Below are 19,603 nucleotides of genomic sequence, written 5' to 3' on the forward strand. Positions count from 1 at the left end.
GGGACACCCCGCGGTAAAAGAAAAACAGATGGAACAAGGCGTCGGAGAGGGCTCTATTCGAGTAGACGAACATGCCTAGCTGCCATATCAATACGTCACTTGGTGCCGCATGAATACGCGAATTGAGCTCGCCAACCAAGATCGGAGCCGGAGCTGACTATAGGCTATTGAGACGCGTGGAACGCCCCAAGGCGGAGCTGACCAAAGGACCAAGCTGGTAAAGACCGCCTAAGGTCAGGTGGTCAAAAAAGGTATCATTTCGTGTATCAAAATCAAAAACACCGAAACACGAAAAACGTAACCTATTGATTTAATTGGCGCGCGAGCCCGGATTCGAACCGGGGACCTACCGCTTAGGAGGCGGTTGCTCTATCCAGCTGAGCTACAAGCGCATAAGAAAGTGCCGAGCCGGCGACGCCAACCCGTTGAATTCAATAAGATGACGCGCATGTTAACTGAATTTGCGCAGGCTTGACCACTGCGCGGGGAAGCATGGCAAAACGCCATTCGTCGTAATTCCGTCACAAAACGAAGACATTTTTTTGTCGCATACTGGCATACTGCTAAAAAACAGGTTTAACTAGGGCACTAAACACGAAGAAGTTGTCTATAACTACTATTAACTTCGACCGGGTCCCCTGCCTACCGCACGCAGTTCAGCGCATTTCGGCAGCTGGTAGGTATCGATTCACTTCATACAAGCGATTATTGTTGCCCTATGAAAACTGCTACCCAACAACACTACACCAGCCGCACCGCAGACAAGTTTGTGGTGCGCCTGCCGCAGGGCATGCGCGATCGCATTGCCGAGGTCGCCAAGCAGCACCACCGTAGCATGAACTCTGAAATCATTGCGCGCCTCGAGCATAGCCTGCTCGATTTGCCCATTCTGCCCGAGCAGACGCAACCCTCGCGTCAGGCGCTGAATGAGCAGCAACTCGATGGTCTGTCTTCGCCAGAACAGGAACTGCTGGTGCGCTTTCGTGAAATGAGCCGTCGCCAGCAAAACGCGCTCTTGGCCTTGCTGGCCAACGAGCAGCAGTAAGCGACACGCCCTGCTCTATTGCCAGCCGCAATTGCGCCGGCAACTAGCCATTAAAAAACCCGCTCACTGAGCGGGTTTTTTTCGTCCTGCGGTCAACCTAGCCGACGAAGTTGAGCAGGATACCTGCCGCTACTGCCGAGCCGATTACACCCGCGAGGTTTGGCCCCATCGCGTGCATCAGCAGGAAGTTCTGCGGGTTAGCTTCTAGACCAATCTTGTTCGACACCCGGGCGGCCATAGGCACCGCAGACACGCCGGCAGAGCCGATCAGCGGATTGATTGGCGTTTTGCTGAACAGGTTAAGCAGCTTCGCCATCAACACGCCGGCCGCCGTACCGGCACAGAACGCCAGCATACCCAGCACCAGAATACCCAGGGTCTTCAACTGCAGGAAAGACTCCGCAGACAGCTTGGAGCCAACCGCCAGCCCCAGACCAATAGTGACGATATTGATCAGTGCATTACGGGTGGTATCGGCCAGACGCTCTACCACACCGGATTCGCGCATCAGGTTACCGAAACACAGCATACCTACCAGAGGCGCCGCATCGGGCAGCAGCAGCGCTACCAGCATCAAAAGCAACAGCGGGAAAATGATCTTCTCGGCCTTGCTAACCACACGCAGCTGAGTCATGACAATGCCACGTTCTTTTTTCGAGGTCAGCGCACGCATGATCGGCGGTTGCAGCAGCGGCACCAGCGCCATGTAGGAATAGGCGGCTACCGCAATAGGTCCCAGCAGGTCCGGTGCCAGTTTGGAGGTCACGAAGATCGAGGTTGGCCCGTCCGCGCCGCCGATAATGGCGATAGAAGCTGCCTCTTTCATGGTGAACTCGAATCCCGGGATACCCGCTGAAGTGAGCGCCAGCGCACCCAACAAGGTACCAAAGATGCCGAACTGGGCGGCAGCGCCCAGAAGCAGAGTGCGCGGATTGGCCAGCATGGGGCCAAAGTCCGTCATCGCCCCCACGCCCATGAAGATCAGCAGCGGGAAAACACTGGTAGGCAGACCTACTTCATAGATCAGGTGCAGAATGCCCGAGCCCTGTGCCATGTTGGCCACCGGTAGATTGGCCAGGATACCGCCGAAGCCGATCGGAATCAGCAGCAGCGGCTCAAAGCCCTTGCGGATGGCCAGGTAGATCAGACCAAAGCACACCACGATCATCACCGCCTGTCCCCAGGCCATATGATAGATACCTGTGGTTTGCCACAGTTGGAGGAGCTTATCCATTGATATCCCCTTAACCGATGGTCAGCAAGGTATCGCCGACCGCAACCGCGTCGCCAACCTTGATGTCGATGGAGACCACAGTGCCGCCGCGAACCGCGCGCACTTCGGTTTCCATTTTCATGGCTTCGAGGATCATCACCACTTCACCCTCGTCGACCTGATCACCCACGTTGACCAGCACCTTGAAGATGTTGCCGGACAACGGCGCGCCCTGTGCCTCGCCCTCACCCACCGGAGCTGATGCAGCAGCCGGTGCTGCCGCGCTTTCACCAATCGGCTTGATTCCGGCGATATCACCACCCTCGGTAACCTGAACAACATACTCCTTGCCATTGACGCTGACAGTGTAGGCTTCAGGAACTGCGCCCTTGGCCGCAGCAGGTAGCTCGTTGCCTGTGGGGACTGGCTCGAAGGCATCCGGGTTACCGCGGTTCTCCAGGAACTTGAGGCCGATCTGCGGGAACAATGCATAGGTCAGCACGTCGTCGATTTCATTGTCGGCAAGCTTGATGCCCTTCTCACTGGCCAGCCCTTTCAGTTCGGCGGTCAGCTTGTCCATCTCGGCTTCAAGCAAATCTGCCGGACGGCAGGTAATGGCTTCAGCACCCTCCAGCACACGTGCTTGCAGCTCGGCATTGAAAGGAGCAGGTGCCGCGCCATATTCACCCTTGAGGATGCCGGCGGTTTCCTTGGTGATCGACTTGTAGCGCTCACCGGTCAGCACGTTAATGACCGCTTGTGTGCCGACAATCTGCGAGGTTGGCGTAACCAGCGGAATGAAGCCCAGGTCCTCGCGCACGCGCGGAATTTCGGCCAGCACATCATCAAACTTGTCGCTGGCGCCCTGCTCTTTCAGCTGGCTTTCCATGTTGGTCAGCATGCCGCCGGGCACCTGAGCAACCAGAATGCGTGAATCAACCCCCTTGAGGTTGCCTTCAAACTTGGCGTACTTCTTCCGCACTTCACGGAAGTAGGCAGCAACTTCTTCCAGCAGTTCGAGGTTCAGACCAGTGTCGCGTTCGGTGCCCTGGAAGATAGCCACCACAGACTCGGTCGGTGAGTGACCGTAGGTCATCGACATGGAGGAAATGGCCGTATCCACATTGTCGATACCGGCTTCAGCGGCCTTCATGTTCGCTGCAGTCGACAGGCCCGCGGTAGCGTGGCATTGCATGTGTACCGGGATGCTCAGCGTGCTCTTCAACTGGGTGACCAGATCAAACGCCACATAGGGGTTCAGAATGCCAGCCATGTCCTTGATGGCGATGGAGTCGGCCCCCATGTCCTCGATCTGCTTGGCTAGATCCACCCACATCTGCAGCGTATGCACCGGGCTGGTGGTGTAGGAAATCGTGCCCTGAGCATGCTTGCCCTGCGCCTTAACGGCTTTGAGCGCGGTCGCGAGGTTACGCGGATCGTTCATCGCGTCGAATACGCGGAATACGTCTACGCCGTTGACCGCAGCACGCTCGACAAACTTCTCTACCACGTCGTCGGCGTAATGGCGATAACCAAGCAGATTCTGACCGCGCAGCAGCATCTGCTGACGGGTATTGGGCATAGCCTGCTTCAACGCGCGAATACGCTCCCATGGATCTTCGCCGAGATAACGAATGCAGGAATCAAAAGTCGCCCCGCCCCAGGATTCAACGGACCAGAAGCCAACCTGATCGAGCTTGCCCGCAATCGGCAGCATGTCGTCAAGTCGCATACGGGTAGCCAGAATGGATTGATGTGCATCGCGCAGGATCACATCGGTAATGCCCAAGGGCTTTTTGCTATCGGTCATAGTGGTATGGCCTTTATAGTTTTAATGGTGAAAACCGCGAAAGGGGTGTCAGGAACTGCGACGCGAACGATGCTGCTTGATAGCAGCGCCGATGGCGGCCACAACATCCGGGTCAACACTGGCAGGCGCTGCACTGGGCTTACGTGCTGTCTTTTTCGGCGCGGGCAGCGCCTCAGGAAAATAACGCGACAAGATGAAGGACATCACGCTGGTACAGGCAACCAGCAGAATCAGAAACCCGAAAACGGATCCCATCCCAAGGAACATCAGTTCCACTCCTTCGGCAACCATGTTGGTCGGTTCCATTTTTTCTCCTGCAGCTCTGGGCATGGGTTGAGGCCATGCTGCTTATAGTTAGTTGAAAAACATCGTGGGCGCCGTTACTAATTGACGGTCGTCAGGCGGCCTTCCCACACGGAAAAACGGCTCAATGTATCCTGATGTGACATTTTTGGCAATCAAGGCGACACCGCCCGTGCGGGCCGTCACAACCTCACAGGAGAAAGAGCGTCGCCAGTCCGAGAAAGATGAAGAACCCGCCACTATCGGTGATAGCGGTGATCAGCACACTTGAGCCCAGAGCGGGATCGCCACCCAGGCGCAGCCGGATCAAGGGGATGAATACCCCCATACAGGCAGCGAGCAACATATTCAGGGTCATCGCCGACATCAATACAATGGCCAGCGGCACACTACCGTAGAGCGCGAAGGCTATACCCGCCAGCACCACCCCCCAGAACACCCCATTGATCAGCGCGACACTCGCCTCCTTGCGCAGCAGACGCTTGCCATGTGCGACCTGCACCTGCCCGGTGGCAACGCCGCGTACAATCATGGTGATGGTCTGGTTACCGGAGTTTCCGCCAATGCCGGCAACAATCGGCATCAGCGCTGCCAGCGCCACCAGTTGCTCAATGGCATTCTCGAACAGCCCGATGACCCGCGATGCAATCAACGCGGTACACAGATTGACGGCCAGCCACGCCCAGCGGTTGCGCACCGACTTCCAGACGGAGGCAAAGATATCCTCCTCTTCGCGCAGACCCGCCGCGTTAAGCACCTCAGCTTCACTTTCCTCACGGATATAGTCGACCATCTCATCGATCGTCAGACGCCCGCACAGGCGCCCTACCGCATCCACAACCGGCGCCGATACGAGGTCGTAGCGCTCGAAAGCCTGCGCGGCCTCACCGGCATCGTCGGCAGGGTCAAATACCACTGGGTCGTCCGCCATGACATCTATGACCATGTCGTCTGGCGAGCCGACCAGCAACTTCTTGATCGGCAGCACGCCCTTCAGCAGGCCTCCAGTGTCTACCACAAAGAGTTTGTCGGTATGATCAGGCAGCGCATCGAAACGCCGCAGATAACGGCTGACCACTTCCAGGCTGACATCATCACGGATGGTGATCATGTCAAAGTCCATCAGCGCACCAACCTGATCCTCATCATACGAGAGTGCCGATTTCAGGCGGTCACGCTGTTGCGCGTCCAGAGTATCCATCAGCTCGCGCACGACATCGCGCGGCAAGTCCGGCGCCAGGTCTGCCAGCTCATCAGCATCCAGACTATTGGCAGCCGCGATGATCTCGTGGCTGTCCATGTCAGCGATCAGCGTTTCACGCACCGCATCAGAGACTTCGAGGAGAATTTCGCCGTCGCGCTCGACCTTGACCAGCTGCCACACGGCAAGGCGCTCGGCGAGCGGCAGCGATTCAAGAATATAGGCGACGTCCGCAGGATGCAGTTCGTCCAATTTGCGCTGCAGCTTGACCAGGTTCTGTTGGTGCACCAGGTGCTCAACCAACTCCTGATGCTGCCCTTCCTGCTTGTGTACCAGCCCCTCTACCAGACGCTGGCGACTCAAAAGCTCCTGCACTTGCTCAAGGCGATCCTGCAGGCTTTCGGGAGACTTTCGGTTGAGATCCGGCATAGCAGCATTCCTGGCAGGCCCGAGCACGGGGTTCAGCACAAGCGGATCACACAGATCGCGCCGACAACATGCGCTCCAGCCTAGCAGGCTTTGCTGGCGCACTCAGCTGTACTTTTGTGACAGCAAAAAAAAACCCACTGAAATCAGTGGGTTTTCTGTTTGGTGCACTCGGGAGGATTCGAACCTCCGACCGCTCGGTTCGTAGCCGAGTACTCTATCCAGCTGAGCTACGAGTGCATTGTGGGTGCGAATTATAGGCTGTTTTTCCAACCTGTCAAACATTTTTTTCTTTAAATTTCAGAAACTAACGCTTGACAACCTATAAGCCACAAAGTGGCGGAGAGGGCGGGATTCGAACCCGCGATACCCTTTTGAGGTATACTCCCTTAGCAGGGGAGCGCCTTCGGCCACTCGGCCACCTCTCCGTAACACGCGCAGAATATTAACTGCGCGCTTTGCTTAATGCAAGGAAAAACCCAATAAAATTAGTTATTTGGTTCTTCGTCTTTTTCTTTCTGAATACGTTGGTAAATCTCTTCACGGTGCACGGCCACTTCTTTCGGGGCGTTCACGCCGATTCGTACCTGGTTGCCCTTGACACCCAGAACGGTCACGGTCACTTCATCACCTACCATCAGGGTTTCACCAACCCGTCGAGTGAGTATCAGCATTCCTTTTCTCCTTGCTCATGATCAGGACACAACAGTCTGCAAAAAAACCGGCTTGCTGCCTCCGGCCCTGAAGGGTCACAGGCGGACACGGCAGCCAGAGACCGTGCCCTTGCACGCAGACCGCTAACGGGCTGCGAGAATCAGGTAAACATCAGGCCTCTTGCGCACTATCCGCATCAAGGCCAAAGGCGGAGTGCAACGAACGCACTGCCAGCTCCAGATATTTCTCGTCGATCACAACCGAAACCTTTATTTCGGAGGTGGAAATCATCTGAATATTGATACTGTCATTGGCCAACGCCTCAAACATGCTGCTGGCGACTCCCGCGTGTGAACGCATGCCCACACCGACGATAGAGACCTTGGCAATCTTGTCGTCGGCAGCCACTTCACGTGCACCAATACTGGCAGCGGTTTCCTTCAGAATAGCCTCTGCCTTGCGGAAGTCATTGCGATGCACGGTAAAAGTGAAATCGGTGGTGTTATCCTGCGATACGTTCTGCACGATCATATCGACTTCAATGTTGGCGGCGCTGATCGGCCCCAGGATCTTGAAGGCCACACCAGGGGTGTCCGGCACGCCACGAATGGTAAGCTTGGCTTCGTCACGGTTGAATGCAATGCCGGAGATGACGGGTTGTTCCATCGACACATTTTCCTCAAGGGTAATAAGAGTACCGGGGCCTTCTTTGAAACTGTGCAGCACCCGCAGGGGGACGTTGTACTTGCCAGCGAATTCGACCGAACGAATCTGCAACACTTTTGAACCCAGGCTGGCCATTTCCAACATTTCTTCGAAGGTAATCTTGTTCAGGCGGCGAGCACTTTCAACCACTCGCGGGTCCGTGGTGTAGACACCATCCACGTCAGTATAGATTTGGCATTCATCCGCCTTCAGTGCGGCAGCCAGCGCCACACCCGTGGTGTCCGAGCCACCGCGACCCAGGGTCGTGATGGCGCCGTTTTCATCCACACCCTGAAAGCCAGCCACAATCACTACGCGACCTGCCGCCAACTCGGCGCGCAAGCGATCGTCATCGATCTGCTGTATGCGCGCCTTGCCGTGGGAACTGTCGGTAACAATGCGCACCTGCGACCCGGTAAAGGAGACCGCTGGCACACCCGCTGCCTTCAAGGCCATGGCCAGCAGGCCAATCGTGACCTGCTCGCCCGTTGAGACGATGACATCCATCTCGCGCGCATCCGGCTCAGGTTGAATCTGCTTGGCCAGATCAATCAGACGGTTGGTCTCGCCACTCATGGCCGATACCACTACCACCAGATCATGCCCGTTGGTTTTGAAGCCTTTGATTTTCTCGGCGACCTGCATGATGCGTTCAACGCTGCCAACCGAGGTACCACCAAACTTCTGGACAATAAGCGCCATTTTGCTACGTCAATCCTCACCCGGAGATCGGCTAGCCGACCATTACCTGGCACCTGGTTAAGGTGCCTCCATAATCATCTGCCGTAACAGCAGACCTTATTGCTGGCCAACCCAGTTGACCGCATCCGTCAGCGCCTGATCCAGCGCCGCGACATCAGTTCCGCCACCCTGCGCCATGTCAGGGCGACCACCACCCTTGCCGCCCACCGCTTGTGCGGTAGTGCGAATCCAATCGCCGGCCTTGACCTGACCCGCAAGGTCTTTAGTGACACCGGCCACCAGCACGACCTTACCGTCAGCTTCACCACCCAGCAAAATAGCGGCGGATCCCAATTTGTTCTTCAACTGGTCGACCAGCGCCATCAGGCCCTTGCCGTCCATCCCATCAACCCGCTTGACCAGGACGGTACGGCCACCAACCTGCTGCGCCTCTGCCGCCATGTCGCTACCGGCAGCGCTGGCTGCCTTGGCTTTAAGCTGCTCAACGTCTTTTTCCAGCTGACGAGTACGTTCGACCAGCGCAGACAACTTGTCGATCACCGTGTCGCGCCCTCCCTTCACCAGCTGAGCCGCTTCGCGCAAGCGCTCTTCGGTCTGGGCAACAAACGCCAGTGCGCCCTCCCCGGTCACCGCTTCGATACGGCGTACGCCGGAGGCAATGCCACTTTCAGCCAGGATCTTGAACAGGCCGATGTCGCCGGTGCGTTGCACGTGAGTGCCCCCGCAAAGTTCAACAGAAAACCCGCCGCCCATGGTCAGTACGCGCACTTCGTCGCCGTACTTTTCACCAAATAACGCCATTGCGCCCTTTTGCTTGGCGGTCTCGATATCTGTGACTTCAATATCGACGGCAGAGTTCTGCCGGATTTGTTCATTAACCAGATTTTCCAGCTCGCGCAGCTGTTCAGGCTTGATGGCCTCGTAATGGCTGAAGTCAAAACGCAGACGCTGACTGTCGACCAGAGAACCTTTTTGTTGAACGTGATCGCCCAATACCTGACGCAGTGCCGCATGCAGAAGGTGAGTGGCCGAATGGTTCAGTGCAGTCGCTTGGCGAACGCTATCGTCGACCCTCGCCTGCACTGTCACGCCGCTACTGAGAGCGCCCTGCAACACCTTGCCGTGATGCAGGTGCGCATTGCCGGCCTTGGTCGTATCGCTGACCTCAAAGCGCATGCCATCGAGCTCAAGGTAACCGGTGTCGCCGACCTGGCCACCCGACTCGGCGTAGAACGGGGTCTGATCCAGTACGACCACGCCACTCTCGCCTTCGCTCAGCTGCTCAACGGCCTGACCGTCGCGGTACAGCCCGACCACGGCGCCCTGCCCTTGTGTGCCAGCGTAACCCTGGAAGCGGGTTTGCGCGTCGACCTTGACCAGACTGTTGTAATCCAGACCGAACTGACTGGCCGAACGGGCGCGCTCGCGCTGTGCTTCCATAGCGGCCTCGAACCCGGCTTCGTCGATGGTCAGCTCACGCTCACGAGCAATATCGCCGGTCAAATCCACCGGAAAGCCGTAGGTATCGTACAGTTTGAATACCACCTCACCGGGAATTTCGCTGCCCTGCAGTTCTGCCAAGTCCTGCTCGAGGATTTTCAACCCCTGATCCAGCGTTTTGGCGAACTGCTCTTCTTCGGTTTTCAACACACGCTCGATATGTGCTTGCTGGGCCTTCAGCTCAGGGAAGGCGGCCCCCATCTCGGCGACCAATGCGGCTACGATCTGATGGAAGAACACACCCTTGGCGCCCAGCTTGTTACCGTGCCGGCAGGCGCGACGGATAATGCGTCGCAGCACATAGCCGCGGCCCTCGTTCGACGGCAGCACGCCATCAGCGATCAGGAAGCTGCAGGAGCGAATATGATCCGCTACCACTTTCAGGGACGCGGCGTTGTCCTGCGCGCAGCCAATCGCCGTGGCAGAAGCTTCAAGCAGACTCTGGAACAGGTCGATTTCATAGTTGGAATGCACATGCTGCAACACCGCGCTGATGCGCTCCAGCCCCATGCCGGTATCCACGCTGGGCGCCGGCAGCGTATGCATCACGCCATCGGCAGTGCGGTTGAACTGCATGAAAACGTTGTTCCAGATTTCGATATAGCGGTCACCGTCTTCTTCCGGGCTGCCCGGCGGGCCGCCCCAGATGTCGGCGCCATGATCGAAGAAAATCTCGGTACAGGGTCCGCACGGACCAGTGTCGCCCATGGCCCAGAAATTGTCTGACGCGTACGGCGCACCCTTGTTGTCGCCAATGCGTACCATACGTTCAGCCGGCACACCGACTTCCTTGGTCCAGATGTCATATGCCTCGTCGTCACTGGCGTACACGGTGACCCAGAGCTTTTCCTGCGGTAGGCCAAGCCATGCGCTAGAGGTCAGGAACTCCCAGGCGTAATGAATGGCATCGCGCTTGAAATAGTCGCCAAAGCTGAAGTTGCCGAGCATCTCGAAAAACGTGTGGTGACGCGCGGTATAACCCACATTTTCCAGGTCGTTATGCTTGCCACCGGCACGCACGCATTTCTGGCTGCTGGTCGCGCGGGTGTAGGCGCGCTTCTCCAGGCCCAGGAAGCAGTCCTTGAACTGGTTCATGCCCGCGTTGGTGAACAACAGCGTTGGATCGTTCGCCGGAATCAGCGAACTGGAGGCAACACGGCTATGCCCCTTTTCTTCAAAGAAACGGAGGAAGGCTTCACGGATTTCTGCGCTTTTCATAAGTCCCTTACCAAAAACTGGTCGGCCTGCTGCAGATCGGGGGGTGCTTCGCGGTCTGTGCCACGTGAGAGGGTGATTACCCGGAGAGCTGCTGAAGCTAGGCAAAGAGCGGCATTATATAGGCATCAGCCCACAGGATGCATTATCTGTACGGTTGATATTCTCTATGTTCACCATAGACGATCTGGACAGGTTGGTCGCGTTCGGTTCAACCCTGCAGGGCCACTGCACGCACCGGGGTGCCGGCACGCAGCTTCAGCAACTCGGCAGAGGCTGCCGACACCACCAGCGTACCGGCAGCCACCCGTGCTGGCGCGGCGATCATACGGCTGCTGTCACGCAGCCGGTTATAGATCAGATGGGTAACCGCCTCATCTCCGGGGGTACCCACCGCCAGTAGAAGAGTGCGGCTATCGCGAATGGCGCGCACTTGGCTGTGCTGCGCCTCCAGAGTCGCGCCGCCATCAAAGATATCGACGTAGCCCTGGTAGCACATACCCTCCTCCTCCAACACCGCACGCCCAGCCTCTGAATCAGGGTGCACCTGGCCAATAGCGGCACGCGCAGCCTCACTGAGAAAGCAGGCATAGAGAGGAAACTTGGGCATCATTTCGGCGATGAACGCCTTGTTGCCGATACCCGTAAGATAATCGGCTCGAGCGAAATCCATCCGAAAAAAGTGCTGCCCCAGGCTGTCCCAGAATGGCGAGCGCCCTGCGCTGTCCGAGCGACCACGCATTTCGACGATCACCCGCGCGGAAAAATCCTGCGGACAATCGGCCATAAACATGAAGCGTGCCTTCGACAATAGCCGCGGGCTATCACCCTGCCGGTAGGCCGGATCAAGAAAATACGAGCAAAGCGCCGTCGCACCGGTCATATCGTTGACCAGAAACAGCGTCGGCTGCTGACGGTAGACACCCAGCTCGCGGCTGGCTGCGACAGTCAGCCCCATGCGATAGCTGTACCAGGGCTCACGCATGCCGGCAGCGCCCAGCATGCCACTGGTTCCCACTACCTGACCTTCGGCGGTTTCCAGCACAAACAGGTAGTCGGCGTCCGCCTGCGCTGCCTGACCGCGAAAGCTCTGTTCAACTCGCTGCAAACGCTCCGCCAGACGGTCTTCGCTGGCCGGTAGCGTCGTCAGGCCCGAACCCGCGCTTGCCGCCAACGCCAACAGAGCATCCAGATCGTGCATTCCCGCCGCGCGCACCAGCATCTCAGTTCCCCCTGACCATACGCAGCTGATCACCGTCGCCCACACACAAATGGGCAGCCAGTTCGGCGCTAAGAACGACTGGCTGCCCAGGCTGCCAGTCGAGCTGCAACGCGCAGGCACGGAAGTCACAGACGCGGGTATTGGCCACCAGCCACAACTCACTCCCGGACGCCGCCTCGCCAATCTGCACCTGCGCCAGCGCACTGTTGCGCACAGTCGCTAGCAGTGCAGTCTTGGCATGCACCACAGGACCACCATCAAAGATATCGACGTAATTGTCGGTTTCAAAACCTTCGTTCATCAGGATATCGAACACATCCTGCACCGACGGATTGACCTGCCCGATCACCTCCTGCGCTTCGTCCGAGAGCATGGGCACATAGATCGGGTAACCCGGCATCAATTCCGCCAGAAAACTGCGCCCGCGCTCGCTGCCGATACGCTCGGCCTCGGAATAGCTAACCGCAAAGAAATGACGCCCTACGGCATCCCAGAACGGAGCATTGCCCTCGCCATCACTGACCCCGACGACCTCGACCGAAGTGGACTCGGCGAAACGCTGCGGGTGGCTGGCCATAAACAGCAGTCGACCACGCGCCGTCAGCTGCATAGCCGCCGGGTCGGTCTGGCTTGCGGCCAAGTGAAAACCGGCAAGCAGGCTGTGACCGGTCAGGTCGTGACAGAGCGATAGTACATGGATGCGGTTATGCAGCCCCAGCTCACGCGAGGCGTGCACAAACATCTCATTGCGAAAAGTGTAAAACGGCGTTCGAAAACCGGAAGCAGCAATGATGCCGCTGCAGCCGACCAGATCGCCGCTAAGGGTATCTTCCAGCACGAAGAAGTACCTTTCCTCACCGCTAAAGGTTACTTCATCAGCCATAGACGCCTGCGAGGCGGAAAGAATCTCCTCAAGGCGCTCACGATTGGACGGCAACGAGGTGACGCCGACCGGGCTGGCGGTCGCCAGTCGTTCGATCTGCGGCAAATCGCTGCGTTTGGCCAATCGCAAGATCAACATCGTCTGCTCTCCGTGAACTAACCGACCAGCCGCTGCAGCGCTTTACGCAACCGCAGCATGCCTTCGATGATATCGGCCTCATCAATGATCAGGCTGGGGGCCAGGCGCATCACATCCGGTCCAGCCTGCAGCACCAGCAATCCCTCTTCCTGCGCCAGAACCTGAATATCCTTGGCCTTGCCGCGCCACTGCTCGGCCATCACCGCGCCCAGCAGCAGGCCTCGCCCGCGAATACTGGAAAATACGCCAAACTCGCTGGCCATGACCTCAAGCTCGGCAACCAGCAGGGCATTGCGCTGCACTACACCGTCCAGCACCTCAGGGGTATTTACGATTTCCAGCACCCGGCCGGCGACAGCACAGGCAAGCGGGTTACCGCCATAGGTACTACCGTGCGTACCAACCGCCAAGTGTTCAGCTATTGCGGCGGTGGTCAGCATGGCCGATACCGGAAAACCGCCACCCAGACTTTTCGCGCTGGTAAGAATGTCCGGTGTAACACCGCTGTGCATATAAGCAAACAACTTGCCAGTCCGACCCATGCCACTCTGGACCTCATCAAACACCAGCAACGCGTTGTATTTGTCGCACAGCGCCCGCACCTGACGCAGGTAATCATCACTGGCCGGAATCACGCCGCCCTCACCTTGCACCGGCTCCAGCACCACAGCGCAGGTGCGCTCCGAGATCATCGCTTCCAGCGCGCCGATGTCCTGATAGGGAACATGACTGATACCCTCCAAGGCCGGGCCAAAACCTTCAGAGTACTTGGGCTGCCCCCCCACACTGACGGTGAACAACGAGCGACCGTGAAAACTGTTGCTGCAGGCAATGATCTGATGCTTCTGCGCGCCGTGCAGGTTGTGCGCCCAGCGCCGCGCCAGTTTGAAAGCGGCTTCATTGGCCTCGGCGCCGGAGTTGGCAAAGAAGACCTTGTCGGCGAAAGTCGCCTTGACCAGTTTGTCGGCCAACACCAGTGCCGGCTCATTGGTCATGATGTTGGAGACGTGCCACAAGCGGCCAGCCTGTTCGGTCAGAGCCTCAATCAAAGCGGGGTGCGCGTGACCCAGTGCATTGACAGCGATGCCACCAGCCAGATCAACATACTCTCGGCCTCGCTGATCCCACAGGCGCGAACCGGCACCACGCACGGGCACCATGTTCACCGGCGCGTAATTGGGCACCATAACCCGATCAAAATCAGACCGACCGATCTCTGCTGACACTGTCATCTCCTTTCTCTATATATGGGCGCGCCATCAGTGACGCGCGTTACATTCTTCAGTCACCCGACGCCAACAGCAGGGTGTCAGGTCTCTTTCCCCGCACCTTCAGCGGCCTGCTGCGCGCGGCGATGATTGCGATCCTCTCGCGGTGTGACGCCAAAGCAGTTGCGATAGGCACTGGAAAAGTGCGGCCCCGATGAAAAACCACAAGACAGGCCGATCTGAATGATCGACTTGCTGGTCTGTAACAGCATCTGCCGCGCCCGGTTCAGGCGCAGCTCCAAGTAATACTGCGAGGGTACGCTGTTGAGATACTGCTTGAAAATGCGCTCAAGCTGACGGCGCGAGACACACACGTGGCGAGCAATTTCATCGGTAGTAAGCGGTTCCTCGATGTTGGACTCCATCAAAATCACCGCCTGCGTCAGCTTCGGATGACTGCTACCCAGTCGGTTACGCAGCGGCATGCGCTGGCGCTCACTGCCATCACGAATGCGCTCGACCACCAGGTCCTCGGCCACTAACGCGGCCAGATCATGGCCCTGCTCCTGCGCTACCATGGTCAGAAACAGGTCCGTGGTAGCGTGCCCGCCACTGCTGGAACCCAGCAGGTCCTTCAGCTCAAAAAGGTGAGTGGTGGCTTCCACCTGCGGGAAACGCTCCCGAAACTCATCCAGCATGCGCCAGTGTACGGCGCAGCGATGCTGATCCAGCAACCCCGCCTGAGCCAACGCCGCGGCGCCGGCCTCCAGTCCACCGAGCAAGACACCAGACGCTGCCACAGCACGCAATTGCGCCAGCAAGTCCGCCGACAGCAAATCAACCGCCGACAACTGATCGGCCACCAGCCATAACTGCGCCAAACCCTCGATCTTCGCGTGCCAAGGCGTCGCCGCCAGACCAAGACCATCCTCAGACTGCAGCGCGACCTCATCCAGAGTGTAATTTTCGGCTGCGTAACATTGCTGCTCGGCCATGCGATTGGCCGACAGCAGCACCGACAACGCAGGCATCACTGCACCTGGATGCGTACCGGGCAGCAGCACAAAACCGACCCGACGGACGTCAGTCGCCATGGCAAAGCCTGCTGATAAGCTGAAACCCGCGCATTGGGTCTTCGCGATCCTGTCTACTGTTGATCCAGGCATTGTGCCACAGGGCCACGCACCTGACACAGTCCGCAAGCAGCAAAAATCGCACACACAAAAAAGGCGTGCACATGGCACGCCTTGGCAACGTAGCCGGCCTGCTGGCCGGCTGTCATTGCAGTGTTACTTGTAGGCTTCGAACAGGCCGGTTGCACCCATGCCGCCGCCAACACACATGGTAACCACACCGTAACGCTTGCCGCGACGCTGCAGCTCACGTACCAGATGGCCAACCTGACGGGAACCGGTCATACCGAACGGGTGACCGATGGAGATGGAGCCACCGTTGACGTTGTACTTCTCGTTGTCGATCTTGAGGAAGTCACGGGCGTACAGGCACTGGGAAGCGAAGGCTTCGTTCAGTTCCCACAGGTCGATATCTTCAACGGTCAGGCCGCGTGACTTGAGCAGCTTGGGTACCGAGTAAACCGGGCCAATACCCATTTCGTCGGGCTCGCAACCAGCCACCGCAAAGCCACGGAAATAGGCCAGGGGCTTCAGACCCAGTTCCAGCGCTTTGTCGAGGCTCATCAGCAGGGTCATGGACGCGCCGTCAGACAGTTGCGACGCGTTACCGGCCGTCACGGAACCGTCTTCGGCAAATACCGGCTTGAGGCTGTTCAGACCTTCCAGCGTCGTCTCCGGACGATTGCACTCGTCACGGTCTACTACACCATCCACCACGCTGACTTCGCCAGTGGCCTTGTCCTGCACCTGGTACTTGACGTTCATCGGCACGATTTCGTCATCGAACAGCCCTTCAGCCTGGGCACGCGCAGTGCGCTGCTGGCTCTGCAGCGCGTACTCATCCTGCTGCTCGCGGGTCACGTTGTAACGGCGCGCGACGATTTCGGCAGTTTGACCCATAGGGTAGTAGATACCCGGGAAGTCTTTTTCCAGAATCGGGTTGACGAAGTTGTCAGTGTTGCGGCTCTTCGCCGTCATGGTGATGGACTCGACACCGCCGGCAACGATCGCATCGGAGCAGCCGGACGCAATCTGGTTGGCCGCGATGGCAATGGATTGCAGACCGGAGGAGCAGTAACGGTTCAGCGTCATGCCCGCTACGTCGATACCCATCTTGGACAGCACGGCAACGTTACGACCGATGTTGTGGCCCTGGGCACCTTCATTGGAGCCGGCACCGACGATGCAGTCGTCGATAATCTTCGGGTCAATACCGGTGCGTTCGATCAGCGCGTTGACGCAATGCGCCGCCATATCATCCGGGCGGGTAATGTTGAACTTGCCACGGAATGACTTGGCCAGACCGGTCCGTACACTGTCGACAATAACGACGTCACGCATGCTTGTAACCTCACATCAGCAGGGGGTGTAGCGAATATGGACTGCCAGGCAGGCCGAATATTCATGAAGAAAGGCTGCACGCGACATCCGTCGCGGCTACCAGAGGCGGACAAGCATAATGACCCAAGGGGCTGGGGTAAATACAATAGACCAGCGTGATGAAGCGCCATTGAACGTGCGGCGCCTACCCCGCCAGTCGCGACCGGCCGGTCAGGCCCGGGGCGCCGACTCAGCCCTGCTGAAGCCGGCGCGCGGCCAACTTGAACATTTCCTGATAGATGACCTGCGGATCAGCGCGCTTTTGCTCCAGCGCCAGGCGCCCGCGCTCATGCGGCAGGATCATGAACCGGTCTGCCTCGCTTTCACGGTAGGTAATATCCGCAACGTCAGCGGCACTGATTGGAGAGCTCTCCAGCAACTTGGCCATGTCGTTTTTCGATTGGTGATCCGGCCCGTGGTAAGAGGCCAGCAAGTTGGTTTGAAAGAACGAAGGGCAAACCACACTGACCTTGACGCCCAGGGGTTGCAGCTCTGCCAGCAGGCTTTCCGACAAGGCCACCACGCCCGCCTTGGCGACGTTATAGTTGCTCATGCCAGGGGTCTGGATGTGCGCAGCCATAGACGCAATATTGATGATCCGGCCACTCCCCTGGGCCAGCAGCAGCGGCATGAAGGCCTTGCATCCTTTGACCACGCCGATCAGGTTGATGCCAATCTGGAAATCCCAGTCTTCCAGACTCAGGTCCCAGAACATCCCGCCTGAGGCGACGCCCGCATTGTTGATCAACACATCCACGCCGCCAAAACGCTCCTCGCAGCTCTGCGCCAGCGCCGCCAGTTGGCTGAAGTCGCGTACATCGCAGCGCTGGCTAAAACTCCAGCCACCGGCATCCGCCACCAGTTGACGAGTTTCCTTCAATCCGTCGTCGTTGATATCGGCCAGCGCCAGACGCGCACCCTCTCGGGCATAACGCAGCGCCAGCTCGCGTCCCAGCCCACTGCCGGCGCCGGTAATAACGACCCGTTGTCCTGTTGATTGCATGAAAACCCCTTAACTATCGAATACCGCTGTTTTTGTTGTTCTGTTCACGGCGAGCTGTTGGCTCGTGGCCTCAGTCTAGCGACAAGCGAAGGGACAGGAAGGGGTTAAAGCACGTTATAAACGGCATGAATCAAGCACACTACACGACTGCGTGATGGTCCACATACTGCATTGCGAAACACCTCAGCTTGCAGGGTAGTTGCGCGCATAAAGCGCAGGCCCCATGGCTTTGATCTGCGCTTCAATCAACGCATCGAAAGGCGCAAGCAATTGATCGACCGGCAAGGCGGGCTCAAGAATGCGCAGCGCCTCGACGCCTGCCTCAATACTCGACAATGCGCCAGGCTGCGGTACCTTGCGTAGTCGATAACGACTACGCAGCGAATCGGGCAGACTGACCCGCGGCAACGCCTGCAAGAGCGGATTCAGGTGCATTAATTTACGCGCCTTGCGCCAGGTACCATCGAGCAACACCAGACGCCGCGGCCTTGCATCCTGGCGCTGCACGCTCAGCAGTGGCACGTCAGGGCCGGGAAACAGCAGCTCGGTGCGCCACGCCGGGTCTTGTAGAACGGCAATCCACTGCGGGTGATCAGCGAGAGATTCGGCGACCAGCAGTTCAGCCCGTGGCAGACCAAGCGCCAGCAGCCTGGCCGTATTCAGGGCATGCCCCTGCTCGGAGGGGTGCTGCACGATAAGCAGCCGGGTCTCGCAGACAATACTGGGAATCAGCGCACACAGACAATACTGCGCCGGACGCAGACAACGCTCGCAACGCGCGCGAACAAGAGGTTGGCTGGAGCTGGACATAATGAGCCGAGGTTGTGCACTGAGCGCTCATTATGCCTCAACTTATGGCAGCCGGCCTCAGCGCTTGCTCTTGGTTTTCTGAATGTCTTTCCAGATGAACAGACCGACACCACCGAAAAAAGCCAGTATCAGGCCAACTGTAATCAAACCTGCTATCACCGCTGCATCAATGTACATGGGGCACCTCCTGCGTTATCCATGTACACAGGTTATGGCCAAGCCCCAATGGAAATATTGATCGGTATCAACGAAACCACAATCAGCAAGCCGGCCCATCAATCCTCGGTGACAGATCAGCGCGGCTTCTTCTTGCGTTTCTTGCTTTTCTGGCTGGTGGCCTTGCGGTTGGCCAGAGGAAACGCCTTGGCGAAGGCGCTGCGCATGGCCTCCAGCTTGGCGTCGTTAATATCGTGGATACGCTCACGTCGAGCTTCGGCGAGATCGACTACTACAGCGGAATCGGATTTATCAGACATGCATTACACCTCTGACGGGAGGCCTCACAACTGTGCGGGTGGCGCACATGGGTTGATCCATGTGCGCAGCCTATCACCGCATCAGACTTCTATGTCAACCAGCAACCCCTTCTCCGGAAGATCAAAATTACGCTCTTCCGGCGCCTGCTCCTGACGCGTAAAGCGTCGACGCTTACGCCGGCGCTCCGGCCAGCGCCCCTTGTCGCGCTGGCGGCGCTCAACCGGCGCAGCCGTCGTTTGATCTACCGGTGTCGATTCGCGCGTCGGCTCCACCTGCCGCTTGAATTTGACCGGGTCATGCTGTGCCCCTGCTGGGGGAATCCCTGGAATCAGCATATTCAGTAGCCTCGTGAGAACCGCTTCGACACCCTGTCAGCAGCCCTATTGCAAAATTGTCTACACTGTATCGACTGCAAAGAGCGCGCCTTTACTGCAACTATTGTGATGCGCAACACATAATTGGATGTTTTTTGACCAGATGTAAAGCCGATTAAGGCCCGACGCAGGCAAAACCCGAGGTTTCTGCAGGCGGGCCGATCGGGTAAGATGTGCGCCCTTTTTTTCGCACGGTCAGGA

The 19,603-nt window shown here is 58.0% G+C and carries 18 protein-coding genes and 3 tRNA genes; 1 reads left to right on the forward strand and 20 read right to left on the reverse strand.

The features are described from left to right. Window positions 1-315 precede the first annotated feature (315 nt). Window positions 316-392: transfer RNA gene (locus V7747_RS00245), tRNA-Arg, on the reverse strand. Window positions 393-718: 326 nt separating this feature from the next. Between V7747_RS00245 and V7747_RS00250 the strand changes: the two genes are divergently transcribed. After that, window positions 719-1,045 (forward strand): Arc family DNA-binding protein, encoded by a 327-nt coding sequence (locus V7747_RS00250; RefSeq protein ID WP_335614070.1) that lies wholly within the window; start codon window positions 719-721, stop codon window positions 1,043-1,045. 97 nt (window positions 1,046-1,142) lie between these two features. Here the strand turns inward: V7747_RS00250 and V7747_RS00255 are convergent, their stop codons facing one another. The 19 genes from V7747_RS00255 to V7747_RS00345 all read right to left on the reverse strand — a co-directional run bounded on the left by V7747_RS00255 (window position 1,143) and on the right by V7747_RS00345 (window position 19,363). Next, a complete protein-coding gene (locus V7747_RS00255; protein WP_335614071.1) occupies window positions 1,143-2,279 on the reverse strand; it encodes a sodium ion-translocating decarboxylase subunit beta in 1,137 nt (378 codons plus the stop codon). Between the two features lie 10 nt (window positions 2,280-2,289). Then, window positions 2,290-4,068, reverse strand: coding sequence for a sodium-extruding oxaloacetate decarboxylase subunit alpha (gene oadA / locus V7747_RS00260; RefSeq protein WP_335614072.1), 1,779 nt, complete (start codon window positions 4,066-4,068; stop codon window positions 2,290-2,292). Between the two features lie 48 nt (window positions 4,069-4,116). Next, window positions 4,117-4,374, reverse strand: coding sequence for an OadG family protein (locus V7747_RS00265; protein WP_335614073.1), 258 nt, complete (start codon window positions 4,372-4,374; stop codon window positions 4,117-4,119). A 187-nt stretch (window positions 4,375-4,561) separates the two neighbouring features. Next, window positions 4,562-6,001, reverse strand: coding sequence for a magnesium transporter (gene mgtE, locus V7747_RS00270; RefSeq protein ID WP_335614074.1), 1,440 nt, complete (start codon window positions 5,999-6,001; stop codon window positions 4,562-4,564). A 160-nt stretch (window positions 6,002-6,161) separates the two neighbouring features. Continuing rightward, window positions 6,162-6,238 (reverse strand) — tRNA-Arg (locus tag V7747_RS00275). Between the two features lie 97 nt (window positions 6,239-6,335). Continuing rightward, window positions 6,336-6,426, reverse strand: a tRNA-Ser gene (locus V7747_RS00280). 60 nt (window positions 6,427-6,486) lie between these two features. Next, entirely contained in the window at window positions 6,487-6,672 is a 186-nt protein-coding gene (csrA, locus tag V7747_RS00285) for a carbon storage regulator CsrA (RefSeq protein ID WP_083724804.1), read from the reverse strand. 151 nt (window positions 6,673-6,823) lie between these two features. Continuing rightward, complete coding sequence (locus tag V7747_RS00290; protein ID WP_335614075.1) at window positions 6,824-8,059, reverse strand: aspartate kinase; 1,236 nt, start codon at window positions 8,057-8,059, stop codon at window positions 6,824-6,826. A 96-nt stretch (window positions 8,060-8,155) separates the two neighbouring features. Beyond that, on the reverse strand, window positions 8,156-10,777 hold the full coding sequence (gene alaS / locus V7747_RS00295; protein WP_335614076.1) for an alanine--tRNA ligase: 2,622 nt from the start codon (window positions 10,775-10,777) through the stop codon (window positions 8,156-8,158). 208 nt (window positions 10,778-10,985) lie between these two features. Next, on the reverse strand, window positions 10,986-11,996 hold the full coding sequence (gene astA / locus V7747_RS00300) for an arginine N-succinyltransferase (RefSeq protein ID WP_335614077.1): 1,011 nt from the start codon (window positions 11,994-11,996) through the stop codon (window positions 10,986-10,988). A gap of 1 nt (window position 11,997) precedes the next feature. Continuing rightward, window positions 11,998-13,017: an arginine N-succinyltransferase gene (locus V7747_RS00305; RefSeq protein WP_335614078.1), complete on the reverse strand. Its 1,020-nt coding sequence runs from the start codon at window positions 13,015-13,017 to the stop codon at window positions 11,998-12,000. 17 nt (window positions 13,018-13,034) lie between these two features. Further along, a complete protein-coding gene (locus V7747_RS00310) occupies window positions 13,035-14,249 on the reverse strand; it encodes an aspartate aminotransferase family protein (RefSeq protein WP_335614079.1) in 1,215 nt (404 codons plus the stop codon). Window positions 14,250-14,326: 77 nt separating this feature from the next. Next, entirely contained in the window at window positions 14,327-15,319 is a 993-nt protein-coding gene (locus V7747_RS00315; protein ID WP_335614080.1) for a GlxA family transcriptional regulator, read from the reverse strand. Window positions 15,320-15,514: 195 nt separating this feature from the next. After that, on the reverse strand, window positions 15,515-16,699 hold the full coding sequence (locus tag V7747_RS00320) for a thiolase family protein (RefSeq protein ID WP_335614081.1): 1,185 nt from the start codon (window positions 16,697-16,699) through the stop codon (window positions 15,515-15,517). Window positions 16,700-16,928: 229 nt separating this feature from the next. Then, window positions 16,929-17,741: an SDR family oxidoreductase gene (locus V7747_RS00325; protein ID WP_335614082.1), complete on the reverse strand. Its 813-nt coding sequence runs from the start codon at window positions 17,739-17,741 to the stop codon at window positions 16,929-16,931. Between the two features lie 183 nt (window positions 17,742-17,924). After that, a complete protein-coding gene (locus V7747_RS00330; protein WP_335614083.1) occupies window positions 17,925-18,551 on the reverse strand; it encodes a tRNA-uridine aminocarboxypropyltransferase in 627 nt (208 codons plus the stop codon). 57 nt (window positions 18,552-18,608) lie between these two features. Further along, window positions 18,609-18,728 carry a cytochrome c oxidase subunit CcoM gene (gene ccoM, locus V7747_RS00335; protein WP_335614084.1) on the reverse strand — a complete coding sequence of 40 codons (120 nt, stop codon included), beginning with the start codon at window positions 18,726-18,728 and terminating at the stop codon, window positions 18,609-18,611. 116 nt (window positions 18,729-18,844) lie between these two features. Then, window positions 18,845-19,027, reverse strand: coding sequence for a hypothetical protein (locus tag V7747_RS00340; RefSeq protein WP_335614085.1), 183 nt, complete (start codon window positions 19,025-19,027; stop codon window positions 18,845-18,847). An 81-nt stretch (window positions 19,028-19,108) separates the two neighbouring features. Then, a complete protein-coding gene (locus V7747_RS00345) occupies window positions 19,109-19,363 on the reverse strand; it encodes a hypothetical protein (RefSeq protein ID WP_335614086.1) in 255 nt (84 codons plus the stop codon). Between the last annotated feature and the right edge of the window lie 240 nt (window positions 19,364-19,603).

Source organism: Halopseudomonas sp. (genome assembly GCF_036960865.1).
Lineage (GTDB): Bacteria > Pseudomonadota > Gammaproteobacteria > Pseudomonadales > Pseudomonadaceae > Halopseudomonas.

Bases quoted from the DNA above. Each gene is read 5' to 3' on its own strand.
- V7747_RS00320 (WP_335614081.1), bottom strand. From the start codon at position 16,699: ATGCGTGACGTCGTTATTGTCGACAGTGTACGGACCGGTCTGGCCAAG.
- alaS (WP_335614076.1), bottom strand. From the start codon at position 10,777: ATGAAAAGCGCAGAAATCCGTGAAGCCTTCCTCCGTTTCTTTGAAGAA.
- astA (WP_335614077.1), bottom strand. From the start codon at position 11,996: ATGCTGGTGCGCGCGGCGGGAATGCACGATCTGGATGCTCTGTTGGCG.
- mgtE (WP_335614074.1), bottom strand. From the start codon at position 6,001: ATGCCGGATCTCAACCGAAAGTCTCCCGAAAGCCTGCAGGATCGCCTT.
- V7747_RS00265 (WP_335614073.1), bottom strand. From the start codon at position 4,374: ATGGAACCGACCAACATGGTTGCCGAAGGAGTGGAACTGATGTTCCTT.
- csrA (WP_083724804.1), bottom strand. From the start codon at position 6,672: ATGCTGATACTCACTCGACGGGTTGGTGAAACCCTGATGGTAGGTGAT.
- V7747_RS00250 (WP_335614070.1), top strand. From the start codon at position 719: ATGAAAACTGCTACCCAACAACACTACACCAGCCGCACCGCAGACAAG.
- V7747_RS00310 (WP_335614079.1), bottom strand. From the start codon at position 14,249: ATGACAGTGTCAGCAGAGATCGGTCGGTCTGATTTTGATCGGGTTATG.
- V7747_RS00290 (WP_335614075.1), bottom strand. From the start codon at position 8,059: ATGGCGCTTATTGTCCAGAAGTTTGGTGGTACCTCGGTTGGCAGCGTT.
- V7747_RS00330 (WP_335614083.1), bottom strand. From the start codon at position 18,551: ATGTCCAGCTCCAGCCAACCTCTTGTTCGCGCGCGTTGCGAGCGTTGT.
- V7747_RS00255 (WP_335614071.1), bottom strand. From the start codon at position 2,279: ATGGATAAGCTCCTCCAACTGTGGCAAACCACAGGTATCTATCATATG.
- oadA (WP_335614072.1), bottom strand. From the start codon at position 4,068: ATGACCGATAGCAAAAAGCCCTTGGGCATTACCGATGTGATCCTGCGC.
- ccoM (WP_335614084.1), bottom strand. From the start codon at position 18,728: ATGTACATTGATGCAGCGGTGATAGCAGGTTTGATTACAGTTGGCCTG.
- V7747_RS00325 (WP_335614082.1), bottom strand. From the start codon at position 17,741: ATGCAATCAACAGGACAACGGGTCGTTATTACCGGCGCCGGCAGTGGG.
- V7747_RS00315 (WP_335614080.1), bottom strand. From the start codon at position 15,319: ATGGCGACTGACGTCCGTCGGGTCGGTTTTGTGCTGCTGCCCGGTACG.
- V7747_RS00340 (WP_335614085.1), bottom strand. From the start codon at position 19,027: ATGTCTGATAAATCCGATTCCGCTGTAGTAGTCGATCTCGCCGAAGCT.
- V7747_RS00345 (WP_335614086.1), bottom strand. From the start codon at position 19,363: ATGCTGATTCCAGGGATTCCCCCAGCAGGGGCACAGCATGACCCGGTC.
- V7747_RS00305 (WP_335614078.1), bottom strand. From the start codon at position 13,017: ATGTTGATCTTGCGATTGGCCAAACGCAGCGATTTGCCGCAGATCGAA.